This is a genomic window from Chitinophaga sp. GbtcB8 (assembly GCF_019091455.1).
Classification (GTDB): Bacteria; Bacteroidota; Bacteroidia; order Chitinophagales; family Chitinophagaceae; genus Chitinophaga.
This window is the reverse complement of sequence record NZ_JAGXJN010000364.1, coordinates 1-240: the sequence shown is the minus strand read 5'-3', so window position 1 is coordinate 240 and position 240 is coordinate 1. Positions and strand designations below refer to the sequence as shown.

1 protein-coding gene is annotated in these 240 nt (G+C 58.3%); it reads left to right on the top strand.

The features are described from left to right. Nucleotides 1-19: 19 nt before the first annotated feature. Complete coding sequence (locus KVT36_RS32925) at nucleotides 20-214, top strand: hypothetical protein (protein WP_368670061.1); 195 nt, start codon at nucleotides 20-22, stop codon at nucleotides 212-214. The last annotated feature ends 26 nt before the right edge of the window (nucleotides 215-240 follow it).

Sequence of the window (240 nt, the reverse complement as noted above, 5' to 3'; positions counted from 1 at the left end):
GCGGGAAAATACAGGGCATATAACGCCTGGAACACCCTGGTTTGCCATGGAGCAAACTGGGGGAAAAGGGCAGCGGGGAAAACAATGGTTATCACCTCCGGGGGAGAATATAATGCTTACCCTGCCCCTGCACCCCAAGGGGCTGCCGCTTCCCGGGCAATTTAGGCTCAGGGGGGCAGTGGCCGTGGGCGGGGGGGTTTTTTTGGCTAAATAGCCGGGGATGGAAACTGGTACAAGGGG